Source organism: Microvirga aerilata (genome assembly GCF_016743775.1).
Lineage (GTDB): Bacteria > Pseudomonadota > Alphaproteobacteria > Rhizobiales > Beijerinckiaceae > Microvirga > Microvirga aerilata.
Window position 1 is genome coordinate 1 of sequence record NZ_JAEQMY010000011.1, and the last position, 14,334, is coordinate 14,334.

At 54.7% G+C, this 14,334-nt stretch carries 18 protein-coding genes; 10 read left to right on the forward strand and 8 right to left on the reverse strand.

Annotation, left to right across the window (positions count from 1 at the left end; translation table 11 throughout):
- A partial coding sequence (locus tag JKG68_RS09620; RefSeq protein ID WP_202058690.1) for a LuxR C-terminal-related transcriptional regulator occupies positions 1-423 on the forward strand: 423 nt, incomplete at its 5' end.
- Between the two features lie 138 nt (positions 424-561).
- Here JKG68_RS09620 and JKG68_RS09625 read toward each other — a convergent pair.
- Both JKG68_RS09625 and JKG68_RS09630 read right to left on the reverse strand, forming a co-directional pair.
- Positions 562-1,131, reverse strand: coding sequence for a sigma-70 family RNA polymerase sigma factor (locus tag JKG68_RS09625; protein WP_202058692.1), 570 nt, complete (start codon positions 1,129-1,131; stop codon positions 562-564).
- Positions 1,132-1,411: 280 nt separating this feature from the next.
- A complete protein-coding gene (locus tag JKG68_RS09630; protein ID WP_202058694.1) occupies positions 1,412-1,855 on the reverse strand; it encodes a response regulator in 444 nt (147 codons plus the stop codon).
- Positions 1,856-2,211: 356 nt separating this feature from the next.
- On the opposite strand from JKG68_RS09630, the gene JKG68_RS09635 reads away from it, so the two are divergent.
- From JKG68_RS09635 to JKG68_RS09645, 3 genes are all read left to right on the forward strand, one after another.
- Positions 2,212-2,622, forward strand: coding sequence for a response regulator (locus JKG68_RS09635; protein ID WP_246515274.1), 411 nt, complete (start codon positions 2,212-2,214; stop codon positions 2,620-2,622).
- 91 nt (positions 2,623-2,713) lie between these two features.
- Complete coding sequence (locus tag JKG68_RS09640) at positions 2,714-3,001, forward strand: hypothetical protein (protein ID WP_202058696.1); 288 nt, start codon at positions 2,714-2,716, stop codon at positions 2,999-3,001.
- Between the two features lie 195 nt (positions 3,002-3,196).
- The gene (locus JKG68_RS09645) at positions 3,197-4,204 is read left to right on the forward strand and encodes a sensor histidine kinase (RefSeq protein WP_202058698.1); all 1,008 of its coding nucleotides are present in this window, start codon (positions 3,197-3,199) and stop codon (positions 4,202-4,204) included.
- A gap of 22 nt (positions 4,205-4,226) precedes the next feature.
- Here JKG68_RS09645 and JKG68_RS09650 read toward each other — a convergent pair whose 3' ends face one another.
- Both JKG68_RS09650 and JKG68_RS09655 read right to left on the reverse strand, forming a co-directional pair.
- The gene (locus tag JKG68_RS09650) at positions 4,227-4,424 is read right to left on the reverse strand and encodes a hypothetical protein (protein ID WP_202058701.1); all 198 of its coding nucleotides are present in this window, start codon (positions 4,422-4,424) and stop codon (positions 4,227-4,229) included.
- Between the two features lie 140 nt (positions 4,425-4,564).
- Positions 4,565-5,311 (reverse strand): Crp/Fnr family transcriptional regulator, encoded by a 747-nt coding sequence (locus tag JKG68_RS09655; RefSeq protein ID WP_202058703.1) that lies wholly within the window; start codon positions 5,309-5,311, stop codon positions 4,565-4,567.
- A gap of 213 nt (positions 5,312-5,524) precedes the next feature.
- Between JKG68_RS09655 and JKG68_RS34675 the strand changes: the two genes are divergently transcribed.
- Genes JKG68_RS34675 through JKG68_RS34510 form a run of 3 tightly spaced genes read left to right on the forward strand, consistent with a single transcriptional unit; the run spans position 5,525 to position 6,563 of the window.
- Positions 5,525-5,821 (forward strand): DUF6894 family protein, encoded by a 297-nt coding sequence (locus tag JKG68_RS34675; protein ID WP_376773129.1) that lies wholly within the window; start codon positions 5,525-5,527, stop codon positions 5,819-5,821.
- 17 nt (positions 5,822-5,838) lie between these two features.
- Positions 5,839-6,168 (forward strand): cyclic nucleotide-binding domain-containing protein, encoded by a 330-nt coding sequence (locus JKG68_RS09665; protein WP_202058707.1) that lies wholly within the window; start codon positions 5,839-5,841, stop codon positions 6,166-6,168.
- Positions 6,141-6,563, forward strand: coding sequence for a Crp/Fnr family transcriptional regulator (locus JKG68_RS34510; protein WP_202058709.1), 423 nt, complete (start codon positions 6,141-6,143; stop codon positions 6,561-6,563). The genes JKG68_RS09665 and JKG68_RS34510 overlap by 28 nt, the downstream gene beginning before the upstream one ends.
- A 239-nt stretch (positions 6,564-6,802) precedes the next feature.
- Here the strand turns inward: JKG68_RS34510 and JKG68_RS09675 are convergent, their stop codons facing one another.
- On the reverse strand, positions 6,803-7,573 hold the full coding sequence (locus JKG68_RS09675) for a dienelactone hydrolase family protein (protein WP_202058710.1): 771 nt from the start codon (positions 7,571-7,573) through the stop codon (positions 6,803-6,805).
- Between the two features lie 196 nt (positions 7,574-7,769).
- Between JKG68_RS09675 and JKG68_RS09680 the strand changes: the two genes are divergently transcribed.
- The 3 genes from JKG68_RS09680 (at position 7,770) to JKG68_RS09690 (ending at position 11,180) form a co-directional block, all read left to right on the forward strand.
- Positions 7,770-8,243 carry a GNAT family N-acetyltransferase gene (locus JKG68_RS09680; RefSeq protein ID WP_202058713.1) on the forward strand — a complete coding sequence of 158 codons (474 nt, stop codon included), beginning with the start codon at positions 7,770-7,772 and terminating at the stop codon, positions 8,241-8,243.
- A gap of 215 nt (positions 8,244-8,458) precedes the next feature.
- Entirely contained in the window at positions 8,459-9,037 is a 579-nt protein-coding gene (locus JKG68_RS09685; protein WP_202058715.1) for a recombinase family protein, read from the forward strand.
- Between the two features lie 370 nt (positions 9,038-9,407).
- On the forward strand, positions 9,408-11,180 hold the full coding sequence (locus tag JKG68_RS09690; protein WP_202058717.1) for a calcium-binding protein: 1,773 nt from the start codon (positions 9,408-9,410) through the stop codon (positions 11,178-11,180).
- Between the two features lie 93 nt (positions 11,181-11,273).
- On the opposite strand, the gene JKG68_RS09695 is transcribed toward JKG68_RS09690, so the two are convergent.
- The 3 genes from JKG68_RS09695 to JKG68_RS09705 all read right to left on the reverse strand — a co-directional run bounded on the left by JKG68_RS09695 (position 11,274) and on the right by JKG68_RS09705 (position 13,903).
- The gene (locus tag JKG68_RS09695; RefSeq protein WP_202058719.1) at positions 11,274-11,573 is read right to left on the reverse strand and encodes a hypothetical protein; all 300 of its coding nucleotides are present in this window, start codon (positions 11,571-11,573) and stop codon (positions 11,274-11,276) included.
- Positions 11,574-11,643: 70 nt separating this feature from the next.
- Positions 11,644-12,198 carry a hypothetical protein gene (locus JKG68_RS09700; protein ID WP_202058721.1) on the reverse strand — a complete coding sequence of 185 codons (555 nt, stop codon included), beginning with the start codon at positions 12,196-12,198 and terminating at the stop codon, positions 11,644-11,646.
- A gap of 547 nt (positions 12,199-12,745) precedes the next feature.
- Positions 12,746-13,903: a hypothetical protein gene (locus tag JKG68_RS09705; protein WP_202058723.1), complete on the reverse strand. Its 1,158-nt coding sequence runs from the start codon at positions 13,901-13,903 to the stop codon at positions 12,746-12,748.
- Positions 13,904-14,334 lie beyond the last annotated feature (431 nt).

Genomic DNA, 14,334 nt, shown 5'->3' on the forward strand with positions numbered 1-14,334 from the left:
AGCTTTGTTCGGCTCGGGATTGAAGTGGGAGCCGATGGCTTCTGTCTGACCACGGGCAACCGTGAGGTTCTGATCAAATCGCTTGAGTTGGTGATGACCGGCGAGAAGATTGTGCCGATGGCGCTGGTCCTCTCAATGCTCAGCGAAATGACTTCGAACACTAAGCCGGATCAGGACAGCCCCATGGCAGCGCCATTGCTACACGATGCGGGGATACACAGACTCTCTCCCCGAGAGGCCGAGATACTGCGCAGCCTGATGCGTGGTGAGCCTAACAAGGTCATTGCAAAGAGGCTTGATGTTGCTGAGGCGACGATCAAGGTTCACGTGAAAGCAATCTTGCGCAAGGTCGGCGCTGCCAATCGAACCCAAGCCGCGCTTTGGGCTACGGAACATTTGACGACGAAAGGCGGCAAGCCTTAGTGCGGGTAGCTCACGATTAGCCCGATACGCTCCTGACCCATATTGAACCTAAAGTAGCCCTCCTTCGTCCTCTGATTCACGCTTGGTCCACCCTTGGCGACCAAGAACTCGCGCTCGATCTCCACCAGCATAGGGGTACTACGGTGCAGACTGTGGGATAGGCTCTGCGGCCATCGGCAACACAGCCAGCACGATCTTGTCGGCTCCAAGGTCACTCTCGCTCTCGACATACAAAAGAGCAGCCAACCGGGTGCGAGCACGATTGACCCGGCTCTTGATCGTGCCAACCACGCACCCGCAAATCGCTGCGGCTTGCTCGTATGAGAACCCTTCAACCCCAACCAGGAGCAACGCTTCACGTTGATCTGCCGACAACATCATCAGCGCCCCCTGGAGGTCCTCCAGGTCAAGGCGCGCTTCCTGCTCTGGGATCGAGGTGAGACGACTTGCGTAGGAGCCGTCTGCATCCTCCACCTCTTTGCCCCTCTTGCGACGGGCAGAAAAGAAGATATTGCGCAGGATCGTGAAAAGCCACGCGTTGAGGTTGGTACCGCGCTCAAACCGGTCCATCTTCGCCCACGCTCTAAGAAGCGTGTCTTGAACCAGATCATCAGCCTCATCCCTGTTGCCGCACAAAGACATGGCAAACGCCCGAAGGCTTGGGGTAGCGGCACGAAACTCGTCAGCGGTGATGGAGGGAGTGGTCATCCTGGCATCTCTCGTTTGCCTTTCAACGAGAACCGCTAAGGCTGGTTCCGATCCTTGCCTCCCGCCAGTATAAATTACTTGATTAGACTTGCAGTAATCATGCTCACATTGCGAGTCCACCATTCGAAAAATCACACATAGCCATAGGTTTGCTGCCTATCTCTGTCATAGATAGGTGTGTCATTGCTGGAGACCGACTTGAGGTGACACAAGCATCATGGTGCCCCGACACGATTATGCGAGGCGGATTCCATACACTTACGTCGCCTGTTTGATGAGTTCAGGCGCGTAGTGCTCCAAACACTTCGGCGTGACTACGAAGAGCAGTCTCCTCGAAATCGCTCGATTTGACCGCCTTCTCGGCCTCCATCAGGACCTCCAAAGCCCTCCATGGCTTTGGCATGAACCGGACCTGTCTCAGAGCTTTATCGAGGTCCTCCTCAAGCGGCGCACCCGAAGTCAGGACCGTTTTGATCCAGGGCCACTTCAGCCGAACCGTCCGTGCAAGGTCCACGCCATCCATGAGGGATGGTAGCCGCACGTCAGAGAAAAGAAAGGCAACGTCCCCTGCGTTGTAGCGCAGGTACTGCAACGCCTCCTCGGCGCTGGAAGCTTCGACAACCTGGAGGTCTGTCTCCTCCAACAGCGCAACTGCCAGAGCCCTAAGCTCCTTGTCGTCCTCGACGATCAACGCAACGCGAGTGCCTTCCGAGCCCTGTCCCATCCTGCTGGCCTCCCTCGTCCGGTCAGCCCAAGAGAATTCGGGACTTTTCCGCTGTCGTCAAAGTAAAAAGCCAGTTTAAGTCTATTTTTGCTTCAAAAGTCTGATCTGTGCCTATGTAAATACTCTTAACATAAACACAGATTTAAAGCGATGGAGAAATTCAACAAGATTATACCTTGGGATCGGAACAGTCTTCGAGGTTGATCATTGTTTGACAGCGGACAGAGTGGCGAGAGTTCTCTTGAAGCTTCATTGCATTGGTTCCCTCTGACTGGCAGGAGATCACTCATGGTCTCCTGCCTCTTTTCGTTGGTCGCACCCGATGGTCAGCTTTGACCTTTAGGAGGGGCTACCCTATGCCCCGACCTATGACCGAGCGCAGGGTATCCTCTGAACGAAAACTGATCCTCGTGGTCGGGGATCAACCGGCTGGGAGAACCGTAGCGGTGGAATTCCGGGAGCATGAAGGCTTCGAGGTTATCGAGGCTCCTTCCGCCGATTACGCCGTGACCATCCTTCAAGCCAAGGATGACATCGGTGTCGTGTTCACGGACGTGACCATGCCGGGTCTCCTCAATGGCTTCGATCTTGCTCAGATCGCCCAGACGTTACACCCGAACATTTCGGTGATCGTCACTTCTGGGGCGTTGCCATCCGGGTTCACCGGGGTGGCTCCAGATGCTCGATTTGTCAAAAAGCCCAACCGGATGGCAGCGGTCATAAGACTGGTCCATGAACTGACGGAAGGCTCATCACCTGCGGGATGAACGCTTCCGCTTGAGTCGGGTATCAGACAGACACCGACCCTGTGCCTCCTCTAACGGGACTTTGCTCGACGTGACGGCTCAGGGGATGAAGGTGACCGATTCGGCAGCGCTTTGTGCTAACGAGACGAGTGAGGAGCTACAGGGCCAGCCAGAGCCTTCAGGACTTCCACTCACACCGCAAGCTCTGATCGATGTGCTGATTGACATCGATCTCGCCTATGAGCGTAAGTGCAAGGAACTCAGCAAAAGCAACTTAGGTGCTACCCTCCAGTACCACTTGCTGGAAAAGCTGCGGGTGCAGCACAGTGAACAGCGCGAACCCTTCGCTCAGCGCCTGATTGCATTACAGGATGAGTTGAAGGCTAAGGGCGACTCCTGACGACGATCAGTGCTCCACAAACTGTGCCAACGATGTGGGAGGCTTGTCATTGCCAAAGCGTCGGGTTGAGCCCGGTGTCTGATCACGCGTCACCACGAGGTGTTAAGATTTCGCCCTACAGAGGACCCAGCTTAAAGCTACAAGTCAGGGAACCATAGCTATACTCAGTTAATTAGCCTCCCTACGATGAGAGAGTTGTATGAGAAAACGTGGTCTCTTCGGCATCTACCGTGGGTTGCTCGCTACAGCGCGACAGCGATCCTGGTTCTATTGGCATTTGCTCTCAGGCAAACCTTCTCTGATGCACTGAAGGACTTTCCTTTTCTTCTGTTCTTTCCTGCCATCATCCTCTCGGCTGTACTGTTCAACCAAGGCAGCGGCCTCGTCGCGACGGTGCTAAGCGCCGTTCTGTCAGCCTTTTTCTTCCTGGAGCCCCTCGGCAGCTTCGCCATCAAGGACCCTGGCCAGTTTCTCGGCTGGTGCTTGTTTGTGGTGATCGGGGTGGCCATCACAATCATCATTGAGGCCCAGCATGCCGCCTATCGGCAACTGAAGCGAGCACACGATGTTACCCGCGCCTCAGAGTCCGATAAGGCTGAGCTTCTGATCGAGACAAACCACCGGATCATGAACAACTTGCATACGGTGATCTCGCTGCTTCATCTCCAAGCCCGTAGCGCCAAAGAACCTACGCGGGAAGATTTCATGACCGCCGCCGAGCGCGTCAGCGTCATGGCCAAGGTGCAGCGGCGTCTGGTACGGTTCGAGGGTGCCGTGTTAGCCGACAGTCGCTCGTTCATCGAGGAACTCTGTCGCGATCTGGAATCGGCACTGATCGGCCTTCGTCCTATTCGCCTCGAAATCGAAGCTGAAAGTCACCCGATCCCACTCACTCAGGCGGTCTCGGTTGGGTTGATCATCAACGAGCTTCTTGTCAACGCGCTCAAATACGCCTTCCCGGAGGATCGGGACGGGAGGGTTGGAGTGACGTTCACGCGCAAGGGCGATGAATACTGCCTTGCCGTGAGAGATGATGGTGTAGGTCTGTCCGCCAGTCGCGAAAGCGCCTCCTCGCCATCATCCACCGGCCTGGGTCAGCGCCTGATCAGATCGTTTGTTGCCCAGCTTGGTGGTCGTCACGAGATCGAGCCCGGTTCCCCTGGAACATGCGCCGAGGTCTGTTTCCCAGTGACTGCCGCATAGGACTGGGCTCCAGCCCTTGCTCCTACGATACGGTTGGACCGGGCTCAACAAACAGACGTTTAAAATCAGCCACTGCGAATTCCTGCCCACCTGCGTCGATCAGAACATCCCGGATACCCTCGTCAGCCAGCCTACGCGCCGACTGAAGTGCTGAAACAGCCGTCTCACAGGTGGTGGAAACCGGACCGTTCTCGCCTTCTCCAGTGACAACGAAGATCATTGATTCCTCGGTTTACATCATGATGGCTTCGACGTGGGGGAAGTAGCCGCCGCCCATTGCACCGACCGCGATTATAGATTGTGTCGCAGGAGCAATTGCAGGGTTTTGCACCCCTCCAACGAAATGGTGGCGATTGAAGTTCAAGCCGCTGCCTCCGCGTGTTCTAAATGAAGGTACATCGGGTCGAATTCACCGACTTCCCTCAGCTTGTCCCAATCGGGAATGGTCAGCCTTGTTCCTTGGGTTACGATCAGGCCGTCGCCCCGTAGCTGCTGGAACACGCGGTTAACGTGGACTGTTGTTAGGCCGAGCGCATCCGCGAACTCAACCTGGGTGATCGGCAGATCGCAGACATGGCCCTCGGCGAGGCCCGCCGCCTTCATGCGTACCATCAACTCGCACAGAATATGGGCCATGCGGTGGTAAGCGTCGCGCCGTCCGACATTCATCACCCATTCCCGGAAGATAGCAGCATCGATGAGGGTCTCGCGCCAGAACGCGCTCGCAATCCGGGGATAGCATGTGCAGAGGTCACGCAGGGCGTCATGGGTGACGAACCCTACACTGCACGGGCTGATGGTGCTGAAGCTATTGTCGAGAACCTTCAAATGCAGGCTTTGTAGGTCGGGAATGTCACCAGCGATGACGAAAGAGACGATCTGGCGCTTGCCTTGGGCTGTTGTCTTGTAGGTACAGGCAAAACCGCTCAGGATCAGGCACGACCGGGAGAGACGATCCCCCTCGCGCACGATGTCCTGACCCTCCTTGATGGCGGTCGTCTGCATCGGAAGATGTTCGAGAGCCTGTCGCTCGTCGTCAGTCAGTGTGAAGATGCTCTCCAGCTTGCGGATGAGCGGATTGTAGCCGGGACGAATAGACGAGCGCATGATCATGCTTCCCTGAGTTACAGGCGGAAGCGCACGTATCTCTCGGCCATCAGCGCCTGAGATCGGTTGCTGATGATGAAATTACTGTCCCACACAAGTGATTGTCTGTCATTGATTTATGTTTATATTGGCATTTGACGACACTGCGAAGCCTTGAAAGCGGTTGCTGCGGCTTGAACAAGGAACATTGAATGGCCTCGATTGTTGGGGCGTATGTCCCGATATTATCGCCATATTCGACAAGGCGACCGGCTTATCCAAGACCCTGAAGGAGTTGAGCTTCGCGATCTTGATGCGGCTCGGGCTGAGGCTATCCAGGGTATCAGAGACATTCTGGCCGAAGCCATCAAACGTGGAACCGACAATCCGCTGGATGATGCAATCGTCATCACAGATGAAGCCGGTCGGGAGTTGATGACGATCCCCTTCATCGAGGCTCTGCCACCCCGCCTGTACAAGGCCCTGCTTGATGTGTTCCACTCGACCTCTAAGTCGGTGCCCAACCTCTGAGCTTGGCAGGAGGCAGCATGTACTATCCCTTGGTTCAGAAGCTGGAACAGCACGGCCCTCTCTCTGAGGAGGAGAAGCAGGTAATCCAGCAGATCACCTCTCAGACAGTGATCTATCAGCCCCGCGAGAGCATCGTGCAGGAGGGCAGCAGCCCCGCCCACAGCAGCCTCATCCTTGAAGGTTTCGCTATTCGTCACAACCATTCGCCTGATGGACGGCGACAGATCACCGCCTTTCACGTTCCCGGCGACTTTGCGGACCTACACTGCTTCCTGCTTAAGCCAATGGACGATGGGGTTGCTGCGATGACCACCTGCACGTGGCTCAGGTCCCCCACAGTGATCTGAAGGAGATCACGAAGAACTACCCATACCTGACACGGGTGCTGTGGCTCAGCACACTTGTTGATGGTGCTGTGCATCGGGCGTGGCTGACCACGCTTGGGCACATGGAGGCTCGCGAGCGCCTTGCACACTTTCTCTGCGAGTTGCGGGATCGACTTCAACCAGCGGGTCTGATGAATGAGGACAGCTATGAATTGCCGATCACGCAGGAGGAGTTGGGGGACGCGTTCGGAACGAGCACCGTCCACATCAATAGGGTACTCCAAGACCTTCGAGCCGATGGGCTGATCACCTCGCGCGGCAAGACCTTGATCATCAATGATTTGAAGCGCCTTCAGGAACAAGCCCAATACAGCCCCGGTTACTTGCACATAGGCCAAAAGCTTGAGCGGGACTGAGAGAACTCATAATCCCTGGAAGGTTGTAGTGACCGAGGACGCATAAGGCTTATGTTCGCCACAGTCCGCTATGTTCACGACGCCATCGTCCCTGAAGTCGTTTTGCCCTAACAGTCATCTATGGCCTGAGATGCTGAGCAAAGAAATCCCTCACCTGAACCGCTGCCATCTCAGCACTCTCGGGTTCTGACTTGAGCCATTCCGCAAAAGTTGCCTTATCCGGCATGGCTGAGTTGGGCTCAAAATTCCTTAAAGAGGTTCGGCGCAACTCTTTCTTCGGCTGGCGCTCCACCCTCGGATTGCTGTGCGGTCGAGCGAGGGCATGTCTCGGCCTTCTCTGGAACAGAGATTCCATTGATAACGAGGGTTGGAGCCGCCATGCCTGACTTCAGGCCACAAAGTGGAGAATAGACGAAGGCCACAGCCGCCTTGAACCGCTCAGGCCCGATCACAAAGGCGGTGGTGTCTCCAAGTGCAGGAACCCGCCAGTGGTCACCGGTTTGGAAGCCCAGAAGGCCGATGCGCTGCGGGTCCGCCCAAGGTTGTCTTGCAACATAGGCGAGAGCCCCATAGGCATCAGCAACACGATTAGTGCTCATCTTCCCATCGGCACAGGTGTCCTTGATGCTGCGCGTTGTGTGGCTATCCACCAGCACCACCGCATAGCCCCAAGACAGGAGGCGCTTGGTCCAGAATGCCTCGCGCGAAGATTCAGCCACAATGCTTCGAGCATCGAAAGCGCTCGATTTCACCTCGGGAGCTAACCCACCACAGTCGTGCAGGTAGATGATGACCGGATGGGGACCACTGGCAGTTGGCTTGACGATGTGTGCCTGTACCTCGTCGCCGCGTGGGGGCTGAAGAACCTCGCCCCTGGCTTGTGCCCGTTTCTGCTGGAACTCGCTAACCGGCACCTTGGCACTCTCGAACTTCACCAAATCAGCAGCATGGCTCAGGGACAAGGAAAGCAGGTAGCTCACAGCGAGCAGGAAGACATGCTTGAGAAGCATTGTAACCTCCCGAAGTTGTGGAAGATCACGCAATCTGTAGCTTAGGCCAGTAGCTCCTTCTATATCACAGATCGGACTGAAAGTCCTGCTGCTATCGGCGGCGGTGGGCAACCCACCTGCTCAATGTCATGTTCGTGCGAACGTAGCAGTTCAGGTCTGTATCCTACTACGAGATCGATTGTAAGATGATACCATCATGAGCCCGTCACATCCCCCGGCACTGGATGCCCTCGGTCATCGTCTCTCCATCGCCGATGCAATGGACGCGACTGCCATCCTCAGCTTAGCACGTGCTTTCCATGCGGAGGATGGTCACCCCCTCAGCTATCAAGGCGAGCGCGCCCTTGGGCACCTTTTCGCTGACCAGACTCATGGCCTCGTGTTCAAGATCGAGAGCACTTCCGATGTGATCGGCTATGCAGTGCTGTGCTTTGGCTATTCGGTCGAGTTAGGTGGGCGTGATGTGTTCTTGGATGATTTCTACATCATCCCCTCTGAACGAGGTCATGGTCTCGGGCGCTCCGTCATGAACGCGTTGATCAGCTTCGCACGGGATGCGGGTTGTGCTGCTATGCACCTTGAGGTGGTTGCCGGGAACCGAGCAGAGGTCCTTTATCGACGCCTCGGGTTCCAAGACCGAGGCAGCGCCTTTCTTACACTCCGAATATAGCAACGATTGTCCTATTTGACTGCGGTACTCTGTGACGTGGCGGTGCCTTCGGTTCAGACCTCGGAACGCTATCCCACTGTCTTAAGTGAGTAACCTCTGGCAAGACACTCTTCCGAGACGCTCCTGACCTGTCGAAAGCGTCTCGTATGAATTGGTTGCGGGATTTGAGACTCGATCTACCGTGATGACACCCAAACAAGACACTTGAGGTCGTTATGGCAGTCTACGGTTACGCGAGAGTATCTCACGCATCTCAAAGTCTCGATGTTCAGATTGATGCACTCCGTGCAGCAGGTTGCTCTGTCATTCGCTCCGAGAAGAAAAGTGCGACGACCCGTGAAGGTCGCGTCGAGTTACAGACCCTGCTCGATTTCGTCAGAGACGGCGACACGATCTACGTGACGCGTGTAGATCGAATCGCACGGTCGATTGCGGACCTCCAGGATATCCTGCGAGTGTTCAAGTCAAAGGGCGTCGCCTTGAAGGCGACCGAGCAGCCTATCGACACGTCAACGCCTCTTGGAAAATGCATGCTGGACCTCCTGGGCGTGTTTGCGGAACTGGAGACTAACCTACGACGAGAGCGACAGGTCGAAGCCATCCGCCGCATCAAGGAAATCGACAGCACGAAACCCAAGCATGAGCGGACCTACCAAGGCCGTCCGCCGACAATCAAACCAGACGAGATTCGTCAGCTACGGGACGAGGGTCATGGAGCTACTGCTATCGCCCAGCGCCTCGGGATCGGACGAGCATCCGTGTATCGGGTACTGAAGAGTCTGACTTCGAGTTAGAGAGATGTGGCTCATCGGGCGACGCTCTTGTACAGGGTACGCGTAGGCTGTCTGAACTCCCGTCTAAGCAACAGACCTGATCTTGTATGTCTCGGCACCTCGTTTCCCAAGTCAGTAAACGGTCGCCATCCAAACTCTCCCAAACTGTCATTTGAGGGTCGAACAGGTCAGGAATTCGTCAAAGAGTTTGGAAGAAGGTTTCCGGAAGGCTGATCAGAGACGCTTACCGCCCGGTAAAATCGAATTGGTTAATAGGAGAGGTCATTCGTTCTGCTCATGTCTCTAAACTACAACACTCAGAAAACTTGTATCCACCGAGTCCATAATCTGATTGCACTCTACTGACCGGTTATCGTCTGTTGTGGCGTAAATGAGCCAAAAATGGCTCAATTGTGGGGCAGAAAAGATGGCGATAGATATCCTCGTTGGTGGCTTTGGAGACGACATTCATGTCGTCGATGATGTTGGAGACATGATTAGGGAACAGGGCGGCACCGACACCGTCCAAACGGTGCTGAATTCATATACCTTAGCAAATCCTGTGCCTTCCACAGACTTCGTCTATACGCCCTCGCCTATCCCCGGCGGCATAGGCATTTCCTTTCCAATTTTCTACGACAATGCAATTGAAAAGCTTGAATTCGTAGGTGATGGAAACTTTAGTGGCACAGGTAACAACTTGAATAACACCATCATTGGTGGCGCAGGAAACGATACGCTCGACGGTGGCCAAGGTGACATGGAGCAGTTTGACCGTCTTGTGGGCGGAAAAGGCGACGATGTATATCGCATAAGAGGCTCTGAAGTCGTGGTAGAGAATGCTAATGAAGGCATCGATACCATCGAATATGTTAGCAATCCATACGGCTACAATTTCGTGGTAGCAGCTAACATAGAAAATGCTAAGTTTATTGGCGAGGGTGGCGTTTACATACTTGGTAATGATTTGAATAACGTCATCACCACGGGGAACGGTAACGACCAACTTAGTGGCGGTGCAGGACGCGACACCTTGGTCGGAGGGAAAGGCAACGACGCCTATAGTATCGATGAGGCGAGTGATGTTGTTGTCGAGGGAAGCAATGGCGGCATGGACGAAGTCTACTCCCATGCGGCCTATTACCTCCTTGCTGCTGAGGTCGAGGACCTTTGGCTTACAGATGGGCTTGAGGTTACCCTTTCGTATCAAAGTGCCACCGGTAACGGCCTTGCCAACAAAATTTGGGGCGGTGGTGCGAATAATGCGATCAGTGGCGGCGCGGGTGATGACACCATCGACGGCAGCTTCGGTGATGATGTTATTGCTGGAGACGCAGACAATGACCTCCTAACCGGTAGCATGGGCAACGATACGCTGGATGGTGGTTCCGGCTATGATGTCGCCGATTACTTGGGCGGTCGCCACGACTATATGATCAGTAAGAACGCAGATGGAACGGTAAATGTCACAGACGTTTGGGCCAACGATGGTGACGATGGAATCGATCTAATTTCTGGGATAGAAGCACTCCACTTCCGGGACGGCCTCGTTACGCTCGATAGTCTCGTCCCCGTCACCCAGTCTCCAAATCCGCAGCCGCCCACTCCTCAGCCTCCTGTGGTTGCTCCTACTACCTCTGGCAGTGACATGATCCTTGGCTTAGACGCGGCTGAGAAGCTCTACGGCGGCGGCGGCAATGATCAAGTCTCGGGAGGGGCCGGAAACGATTGGGTCTACGGCGGCATCGGTAACGATCAGGTCTCAGGCGGCATAGGGAATGATCGTCTTTACGGCGATGCCGGAAAAGATCAGCTTACCGGTGGCGCAGGAAAGGACTACTTCGTCTTCAACTCCAAGCCAAACAAGACGACTAACATCGACAAGATCGTTGACTTCAATGTGAGGGACGATTCGATCTACCTGGAGAACGCAATCTTCAAGGCGCTTGGAAAGGCGGGTTCCTCAACCAAACCCGCACTCTTGAAGAGCAGCTTCTTCTACTCGGGTACCAAGGCCCACGATAAGGATGACCACATCATCCACAACAAGAAGACAGGCGCGATCTACTATGATGTGGATGGAACTGGTTCCAGCCAACTGGTCCAGATTGCGACAGTGAACAAAGGTCTAACTCTGACCTACAAGGACTTCTACGTCATCTAAGGTAACAAGCCCCGGAGCAATCCGGGGCTTTTCACTTTAGGACAGAACTGGCCAATATGGCGACTCTCCGTAAACCTACCATCCTCGTAGCTCTTAGCGAACCTCTCCACTCCAACGTAACTTGTAGTATGTGGCATCGTTGAGGTTGGCGAATATGAAGCGTCTTCCAACAAGGCGCATCTGGGCATCACGGATAGGTTCGATCTCGACCGCTCCATAGCAGTTCTCGGCAATCCATTCGCGACGAGCAGTAAGCTCCTGAGGGAAGCGAGGATAGCCCAGGCGTTCTTCGGAAAGGCCAACAGCATCGACGATGTGAACTGGCATATTGGCGGGGATTTGTGTCTTCGCCTTAAGAGCAGCGAGTTTCGCTAAGAACTCAGGAATAAGCATCGTCTTGTTACCTCGTATTGTTATCGAGGTATTTATCGTTTGCTCGGAGGAGCCGATCTGAGGGAATAACCTACGTACCTCCGTAGACCTGATCTAACAAGCAGAAATGCTGATCGGGCACTTGCAGCGCGACATGCCCGGTCTTAGCTATGCCCGTGATATCGGAGGTTATCTCACCCGAGAAGCTCTTCGTCTCCTTTGGGGAAACCGTAACGGCGACCCTACGAGCCACAACCTCGCTGTCTCCGAAGCCGAGTTTCGGAACTCGGCACCAAATGGAGATACTCTCAATCATCCGATCAGAGTCGTTCGTGAGCGATCCTTGCGCCAGGAGCGTGAACTTACCTGAGCGTCGTGTTGGGCTAATTCTCGTCGAGAGGGTGACGTGAGTCTTGGCTTTTAGCTCATCGGCAAGAACCACCTCCGGGTATTCGCCAGTCCACCAGATCGTCAGGAAGTCGAAAGGAAGGAGCACCACCCGGAGAGCCAGGATGCCAACGACTGAAATCAAACACAACCGCATGAAAGGCGTTGCAACGACCAGCCAACCCACACCGTAGATAAGGACGGCAATAAGCGTCAGGAGCAATCCCAAGGCAGCGAGCATGCCAACGGCCTCGGCCATGCTACGGTTGCTCCTTCAGGAGATCACTCTTTTCGACCTCGAAGCGACTCTCACATTTGAAGGAGTTGGGATCAGCCTCGTTCAGGTAACCATTAGGTTCTGGAATGAGGTGAATGGTGACCGTGGTGCCAGGATTGATGTAGCCATAGTGGTAGCTCGTGTAGACACGGTCGATGTCCCACGACGCTTCCGCTACGGAAGGGCTACGCGGCGGCGAAGGCTTAAAGGAACAGTACAGCCGTAGATCGTATATTCGAGCTTTGCCGGTATTCCGGACGGTCGCGGAAATTGCCTCGACGTAGGTCGAGTAAGAGGGTGTTACTCCCCGTGCATCGAAGACCAAGATCGAACTGGGGTCGAAGCTGTTGAGTACCGCTCGCTTCGAGACCTCCTTTGGGTTGTTAGGAGAACACTTAGCAAGAACCCAAATGAGCAGCACGGCCATCGGCGATCCACACCAGATTGCCCAGAATGAACCGGACGATCAGGTGCAGGACGATACCTACGATGCCGCCAATAAGGGCTCCACGAACGGTAGGTGATGACATTAGCTGACCGTAGATGTGGTTGATGCCGTCGTGATCTCCACCGTATCTTCTATGTCTATAAGATCGAACACTTCGTCGTCATCAAGATTGGGCAACCCTCGTCCCCAAACATCGAGCAATTTGGCTGCTCGATTGGCCTTTCTGGCTTCAGCGTTTTCAGCCCCGACGAGGACCTTTCCGGTGCTTTCGAATTTCTTCCTGATGTGCATCAGAGTTACGGCATCTACGGTCCCATGACCCGTGGTGTGAACGCCTTTGAGAACGAAGTAGCCTCTGCTCAAGCATCGAAGCTCGACTACACATTCAGGTTTGTGCCAAAGATAGTAAACGTACCGGTTCAGGAGCGGCTGAGAGAGCAGCGTAGCCAAACAGTTCTGGAGGCGTCTTCCTGTGTCGGCCATTGCTCGCGGAGAACTCAGGAACGTCATTTCTGCATCATCGCTGATTGGACCCGAGACCGGGTACCTGGGGATTTTCTCAACGAGCTTTCGGAGCCAACTCCTCAAACTTGTACTCGGACTGAGGGCCTCCAACGATTGCCATGCGTCGCTCTGGATTGCGCCTGGTAAGAGCGGAAAGATCAGGTCAAAGGCGGCGCTGAGTTCGTCGATTTGCTCAACTGACTTGAGGCGGGTCAGAACCTCGGGTCGTACAAGGAGTATGGGCAACCGTAAAGCGGCTTTGATGGTGGTCTCTGATACTGGGCATTCTTGGCTGAAGATTCGTCCTCGTTCTCGGTGTTCAGGATTAAAGATCAAGTCGATCAGGGCACGATACCCATTTGCCGAGAGCGGTTCATTGCCGATGCGGTGTAGAACACGCAAGGCTGTTGAGGATGCCGTGCCGAATAGGACATCACATCCGCAGATGTCCTGTGCTCTCGCCGTAATGAGCACCTGTGCGATCTGCGCCGAACAGTCTGAGGCAATAGTGTCGTCAACCAGTCCAACGGCTCTGAACCGAGAGGCGAGATAGTCAGGTCCGATATCCTCAAGAACCATGAGAGCGACGAAGTTAGCTTGCCTCTTCAAGGTAGACGCCGTTGTCAGGTATCTGAGATATCCGGGATGCGCGCGATCCAGTCCGAGGGACGTTACCAGCAGTGGCCCAGTTACAGGGTTTGGCCTCAGCGTGATCTTGTCGAGTCGCGGCGGCATAGGCGTCTCCGATAAGAAGTTACCCATCGAAGCTCCCATAGGCTCGGAATCCAGCAACTAATTTTGCGACATCGTCCGACGAGACCGCCTGATCTACCGCCGTCCAGGAGAAAGCTCGTCCTGGGGATGGGTGGGAAGCCTTAGCGCGCACCTCGGCTTGCCAGTCACATGCAGGAGGTTGCTTGCGAGCGGCGGAAGGCTCATTTGTTCAAACAACTCCGTGCGTTATCAGAGTTTATATGAAGTTCCTTCGTGCTTTACAGCCAAAGGGATACCTCCAATGAATCCGGTAGGTATGCACTGTTTTTTGCAGCATTACTCGCTCTGGTAACGTACATCGATCCTTCGACCTTGATAGTGATTCCGAGGCAGGACGAATGGCGTATAGAGACAGCGAGTTTCGGGATGCTGCATACTGCGGAACTCTGACC